7 protein-coding genes are annotated in these 6550 nt (G+C 33.8%); all 7 read right to left on the minus strand.

Annotated features, from left to right (window positions below):
* Positions 1 to 59 precede the first annotated feature (59 nt).
* Positions 60 to 446, minus strand: a complete 387-nt coding sequence (locus Q0891_RS16485) for a DUF805 domain-containing protein (protein ID WP_299103433.1) — start codon at positions 444 to 446, stop codon at positions 60 to 62.
* A gap of 70 nt (positions 447 to 516) precedes the next feature.
* Positions 517 to 750: a hypothetical protein gene (locus Q0891_RS16490; RefSeq protein ID WP_299103434.1), complete on the minus strand. Its 234-nt coding sequence runs from the start codon at positions 748 to 750 to the stop codon at positions 517 to 519.
* A gap of 1 nt (position 751) precedes the next feature.
* A complete protein-coding gene (gene trpA / locus Q0891_RS16495; protein ID WP_299103435.1) occupies positions 752 to 1513 on the minus strand; it encodes a tryptophan synthase subunit alpha in 762 nt (253 codons plus the stop codon).
* A 307-nt stretch (positions 1514 to 1820) separates the two neighbouring features.
* Entirely contained in the window at positions 1821 to 3002 is a 1182-nt protein-coding gene (gene trpB, locus Q0891_RS16500; RefSeq protein WP_299103436.1) for a tryptophan synthase subunit beta, read from the minus strand.
* Between the two features lie 313 nt (positions 3003 to 3315).
* Entirely contained in the window at positions 3316 to 3936 is a 621-nt protein-coding gene (locus Q0891_RS16505) for a phosphoribosylanthranilate isomerase (protein ID WP_299103437.1), read from the minus strand.
* A gap of 119 nt (positions 3937 to 4055) precedes the next feature.
* A complete protein-coding gene (gene trpC / locus Q0891_RS16510; protein ID WP_299103438.1) occupies positions 4056 to 4844 on the minus strand; it encodes an indole-3-glycerol phosphate synthase TrpC in 789 nt (262 codons plus the stop codon).
* Between the two features lie 346 nt (positions 4845 to 5190).
* On the minus strand, positions 5191 to 6183 hold the full coding sequence (trpD, locus tag Q0891_RS16515; protein ID WP_299103439.1) for an anthranilate phosphoribosyltransferase: 993 nt from the start codon (positions 6181 to 6183) through the stop codon (positions 5191 to 5193).
* Positions 6184 to 6550: the final 367 nt, after the last annotated feature.

Raw genomic sequence — 6550 nt, forward strand, 5'->3', positions numbered from 1 at the left:
ATTAATAAGAATAGGCATTAAATATAAGTTTTTAATTGTTCAGTTTAAAGTGTGATGACTTAAACAGTAACAGTAGAATCTATTTCTTTTGGATCTGGTCCGTAAGCGTTAGGTCCTTTGTCGCCTTCTGTTGCAAATAAAACGATTAACCATATACCTCCTACTAATGGTATAAGTGCTACTAAGTAAAACCAACCACTTTTTCCTATATCGTGTAATCGTCTTACCGCAACGGCTAAACTAGGAATTATGATACCTAAGATATATATTAGATATAGTCCTGCGAATGCACCTATTTCTGTCAATGCAACTAATCCACCAGCAACAAGTACAATTGCAAAAGCAAAAAGCATATTAAACAAAACAAACATCCAATATTCTTGACGTCTTGCTCTACCTGTAAAATTTGCGTAATTATCTCTTACGACTTTTAAATACCATTCCATAAATTTGATTTTAGTTGGTTAATGTGACTCAAATATAAACTTTAATTTAAAATAGATGTATTGAAGTTTATTATTCTCGATTAACGTTCGGCTTTTTTAAAAGCTTTATGATTATTATTCGGACTAATAGAATAAATGGAAATTCATGAAAAACAACATCAAACCAGTCTTTTACGGTCATTCCATTTGCACCACCTTCAATCCATCTGATTTTACCAACGATGTGAGGTTCTGGAAAAAATGGTGCCAAACCTAAAGTTAAGCATAAAAGAATAATTAATTTCCAGTCGTTTAAGAGTTTCATATTATAAAATAGCAGTTACAAAATCATCAATTTTATCGACACCAGAATTAGTTAAGTGTTTTACAAATGCACTACCAATAATGGCGCCTTTGGCGTATTTTGTTGCTTGTGTGAATGTTTCGTTATTAGAAATTCCAAAACCAACAATTTGTGGGTTTTTTAATTTCATGTTGGCTATACGTTGAAAATATTGCGTTTGTACATCTCCAAATCCTGATTGACTACCTGTGACACTTGCAGAACTTACCATATAAATAAATCCGTTTGAAATAGAATCTATATATCTAATACGTTTTTCTGAGGTTTGTGGTGTAATTAAGAAGACGTTGATTAGGCCATATTTTTCGAAAATAGATTTGTAATTATCATGATACACGTCAACTGGTAAATCAGGAATAATAAGTCCATCTATGCCAACTTCTTGACATTTTTTACAAAATTCTTCTACACCATATTGTAGCATTGGGTTAAAATAACCCATTATGATTAGCGGAATTGAAACCGTCTTACGAACGTCTTTTAGTTGTTCAAAAAGATGTTCGCTAGTCATACCATTATGCAATGCCTTTGTAGAACTTGCCTGAATCGTAGGACCATCAGCTAAAGGGTCACTGAATGGTAGTCCTATTTCTATCATATCTACACCAGATTTTTCAAGATTTTCTATGACAGTAACTGTGTCGTTAATGTTTGGGTATCCTGCTGTGAAGTATATGGATAATAGCTTTTTGTCTTCTTCTAGTTTTTGGTTTATTCTGTTCAAAATGTTATAGTTTTATTTAGTTTGTTCATTTTGTCTTGAAACAAAACGAACCAAAAGTTCAAAACGATTTGTCAGGAAATCGCTGAAGCGACATTCGCTTTCAGGATTCCATGCTTAAAGCTACGATTTGCAGTTCCATCCTATCGCTCATTATTTCTAAAAATCGTTGCTTCCGACTATGTCGAAATTTGGGACATTAATTTTTGCTGCTTTTTGTTTTGTTCCCAAAATATATTTTAATTTTTGCTTACTGCTTACTGCTTACTGCTTACTGCTTACTGCTTACTGCTTGCTGCTTACTTCGAATTTACAACTTAAAATAATCAATATAATTTTGTAAATCTTTATCTCCTCGTCCTGATAAATTTAACACTACGATATCATCTGGTTTAAACGTTTTATGTTCAAAAACAGCTAAAGCATGAGAACTTTCAATCGCAGGAATAATACCTTCAAGTTTGCATAAATCCAATCCAGCTTTCATGGCATCATCATCTGTAATGGCTATAAATTCCGCTCGACCTGTTTTATATAAATTAGCATGCATTGGTCCAACACCAGGATAATCTAATCCTGCTGAAATTGAATAGGGTTCTGTAATTTGTCCATCGTTAGTTTGCATTAATAAGGTTTTACTGCCATGAATAATACCTTCTTTTCCTAATACAGATGTTGCAGCACTTTCTCCTGAATCAACACCATGTCCTGCGGCTTCAATAGCAATAATATTTACAGCTTCATTGTCTAAATAATGATAATAAGTTCCGGCTGCATTACTTCCACCACCAACACAAGCCACCAAATACGTTGGGTCTTCCGTACCTTCTTTTTCTAAAAGCTGACTTTTTATTTCTTCTGAAACAACTGCTTGAAATTTAGCTACCATATCTGGATATGGATGAGGTCCAACCACACTACCAATAATATAATGTGTGTCAACAGGATTGTTAATCCAATCTCTTATAGCTTCGTTGGTTGCATCTTTTAAAGTACGACTTCCTGATAAAGCCGGAATCACAGTTGCTCCTAACATTTTCATTCTCGCAACATTTGGTGCTTGACGAGCGATATCAATTTCTCCCATGTAAACAATACACTCAATTCCCATAAGTGCACAAACGGTTGCTGTAGCCACACCATGCTGACCTGCTCCAGTTTCGGCAATAATTCTGTTTTTGCCGAGACGTTTTGCCATAAGGATTTGACCAATAGTATTATTGATTTTATGTGCTCCTGTATGGTTGAGGTCTTCACGCTTTAGATAAATTTTTGTGTTGTATTTTTCTGAAAGGCGTTTGGCGAAATAGAGTGGCGAAGGTCTACCAACATAGTCTTTTAATAAGGCATTAAACTCTTCTTGAAATGAAGGTTCTGCCATTATTTTAAGATAGTTTTGTCTTAATTCTTCTACGTTTGGGTATAGCATCTCTGGAATGTATGCACCTCCAAACTCTCCGTAGTAGCCTTTTTCGTTGATGTTGTAACTCATTTTATTTGTTTCTTTATTGCGAAATTGAATTGTTATTCAGTGTTGCAATTTGTTTTCTTTTTTATTTTGTTCATTTGCCTTGATGCAAACGAACCAAAAATCACAATCAAAATATAGGAAATTCCTTCGGAACACTCGCTCTCGTAATTTCGTGCTTGAAGCTTCGCTTCGCATCTTCATTCCTTCGCTCATTATTTCTGAATTTTGATGTTCAATTCTCTGAATTGATTTGGGACATTAATTTTTACTAATTTTTGTTCTTTCCCAAGTTTTTTTAATTTTTGCTTACTGCTTACTGCTTACTGCTTACTGCTTACTGCTTACTGCTTACTTCTTTTTTAAACTTTTCTAATTCCTCGACATTCTTGAATCCAGGTTCTATTTCAAATTTACTATTAACATCGATAGCGTAACAATATTGAGATTCCGACCTTCGCAGGAATGACTGAACACTTTCAATTTCATTTAATCCGATGCCTCCACTTAAAAAATACGGTTTTGTGGAAGGGTAGTGGTTGAGTACATTCCAATTGAATGTGTAACCATTGCCACCTGGTAATTTACCTTTTGTGTCGAATAAATAATAGTCGCAAGCTTTTTCATAAGGCTGAAGCACATCAAAGTTAAATTCGTCTTTGATGCTGAATACTTTTATGACTTCAACATTATTTATTTGTGCGCAATATTCTGGTGTTTCATGGCCATGAAGTTGCACGGCTTGTAAACTATATTTTTCTATTTTCTCTTTTACAATTTCTAGGTTTTCATCTACAAAGACACCCACTTTTTTAATCGATTTTGGAATGTCTGGAATTATTGAATCGAAATTTCTAGCAGATTTATCGTAAAATATAAAGCCTAAAAAGTCAGGTTGCAGATTCGCAACAGCTTCTATATTGTCTTTATATTTCATTCCGCAGATTTTTAGTTTCATAATTTTTGTCATTCCTGCGAAGGCAGGAATCTATTAATTTAGTGGGTTATTGTGGATTCCGCATCAAGTGCGGAATGACAGTTTATTGTTTTAATTTTTAAATTGAGACCTGTTAGGTTTTATAAACCTGCTAGGTCTTTTATAAATTTAGTTGCACTCTCTCCAGGATTATCCGTTTTCATAAAATTTTCTCCTATTAAAAAGCCTTCGTAGCCAAAAGGTTGTAGTTCTTTTATAGCTTCAACCGAACTTATTCCGCTTTCGGATACCTTTACAAATTCGTCAGGAATTACTGGACTCAATTGTTTTGAGGTTTCTAAACTGACTTCAAATGTTTTTAAATTTCTGTTATTTACACCTAGCATATCTAATGAAGGCATTATTGATTTGTGTAATTCTTCTTCGTTATGAACTTCTAATAACACATCGAGATTTAGACCTTTTGCAAACTGCGAAAATTGTTTAATTTCTTCTCTTGTTAAAATAGCTGCTATCAATAAAATAACATCAGCTCCATAAGCTTTGGCTTCTAGAATTTGGTAGGTATCAATGATGAATTCTTTTCTTAAAAGTGGTAGGTTAGAGCTTGCTCTAGCCAAGATTAAATCATCTAAAGAACCACCAAAATACTTTCCGTCAGTTAAAACAGACATACCACAAACTCCTGCATTTTCGTATCCTTTTGCTACATCTTGCACATTTAAATTGTGATTAATTTCGGATTTAGATGGCGAACGTCTTTTGTGCTCGGCTATGATTCCTGATTGACTGTTTCTTAAGTTTTGAGCTAGAGAAATAGTGTCGCGTTCAAATAGAATGGATTGTTCTAATTGACTTGCAGGAATTAGAGATTTTCGTAAATTAACTTCTTTACGTTTGTCTATTACTATTTTGTCTAATATGTTCATATTAATGCCTGTGAAAGCAGATTTATTTTTAATTCATTTTCTTATTTATTCATTTGCCTTGATGCAAACGAATCAAAAATCACAATCAAAATTAGGAATTACTCATAGATTTCTATTGTTTTTTTGAAATCGTGAATGCTGAGCATTTGCTAAAGCGACATTCGCTTTTAGAACTTCGTGCTTGAGGCTGCGCCTCGCATCTTCGTTCCTTCGCTCATTATTTCTGAATTTTGATGTTTCCGACTATGTCGGAATTTGGGACTTTAACTTATACTCATTTTTTTTCTGTCTCAAATAATGTTTCATTTTTGCTAACTGCTAACTGCTAACTGTTAACTACTAACATTTAATTACTTATCTCAATCAACTTATCTAGCGCTTGTTTTCCTTTTCCACTCATTAGTGATTCTTTTGCTAATTCAAACCCTTCTTTGTGTGAAATTTGTTTTGCGGTAGCAATAGCTAAACCTGCATTGGCACAAATAACATTATTTTGGGCTTTTGAGCCATTGCCATTGATGATTTTTGTAAATAATTTAGCGGCTTCTTCAACTGTGTTTCCTCCGAATATTGCAGATTGCTCTACCGTATCTACACCTAATTCATAAGGTTCAAATAATGTTTCGGATGCATTGGTTATGACTTTTGTTTTACCTGTTAATGAAATTTCATCATAACCATCTAACGCATGAACCACAGCATAATTTTTATCGGTTTCTTGATACAAATAACCGTAAAGTCTTAGTAATTCCAGATTAAAAACACCAACCATTTGATTTTTTGGAAATGCAGGATTTACCATTGGTCCTAACATATTGAAAAAGGTTTTTACACCTAATTCTTTTCTAATTGGTGCCACATTTTTCATAGCTGGATGAAATAAAGGTGCGTGTAACACACAAATGCCTGCTTCGTCTATACTTCGTTTTAAAAAATCGATATCATTAGTAAATTTTATACCCAAATGTTCCATGACATTGGATGAACCGCAAGCTGAGGATACGCCATAATTTCCATGTTTAGTAACATGTACTCCTGCACCTGCTGTAACAAAAGAGGACAATGTTGAGATATTAAACGTGTCTTTTCCGTCGCCTCCTGTTCCGCATAAATCTATGGTATCGTAATCGCTTAAATCTACAGGAATACAAAGTTCTAAAAGGGCATCTCTGAATCCTCTGAGTTCGTCTAAAGTGATGCTCCGCATCATGTAAACGGTTAGGAATGATGCGATTTGACTTTGATTGTATTGACCCGCTGATATATTAACCAAGACGTTTTTTGCTTCTTCGCTTGAGATGCTTTCTTGATTTATTAGTCTGTTTAGTAGTTGTTTCATGTTTACTTCTCACTAATGTGGGAATCTGTTTTTAATTGCTTTCTTTTATATAATATTTTTTCTTTCTCTGTTCATTTTGTCTTGAAACAAAACGAACCAAAAATTCAAAACGATTTATAAGGAAATTGCTAAAGCACCATTCGCTTTCAGGATTCCATGCTTAAAGCTTCGCTTTGCAGTTCCATCCTTTCGCTCTTTATTTCTAAAAATCGTTGTTTTCGACTTCGTCGAAATTTGGGACATTAATATTTACTCATTTTTTGTTCTTTCCCAAATTATATTTTATTTTTTGCTAACTGCTAACTGCTAACTGCTAACTGCTAACTGCTAACTGCTAACTGCTAACTGCTAACTGCTAACTGCTAAC

Origin of the sequence: uncultured Winogradskyella sp. (genome assembly GCF_947498005.1) — a bacterium.
Lineage (GTDB): Bacteria > Bacteroidota > Bacteroidia > Flavobacteriales > Flavobacteriaceae > Winogradskyella.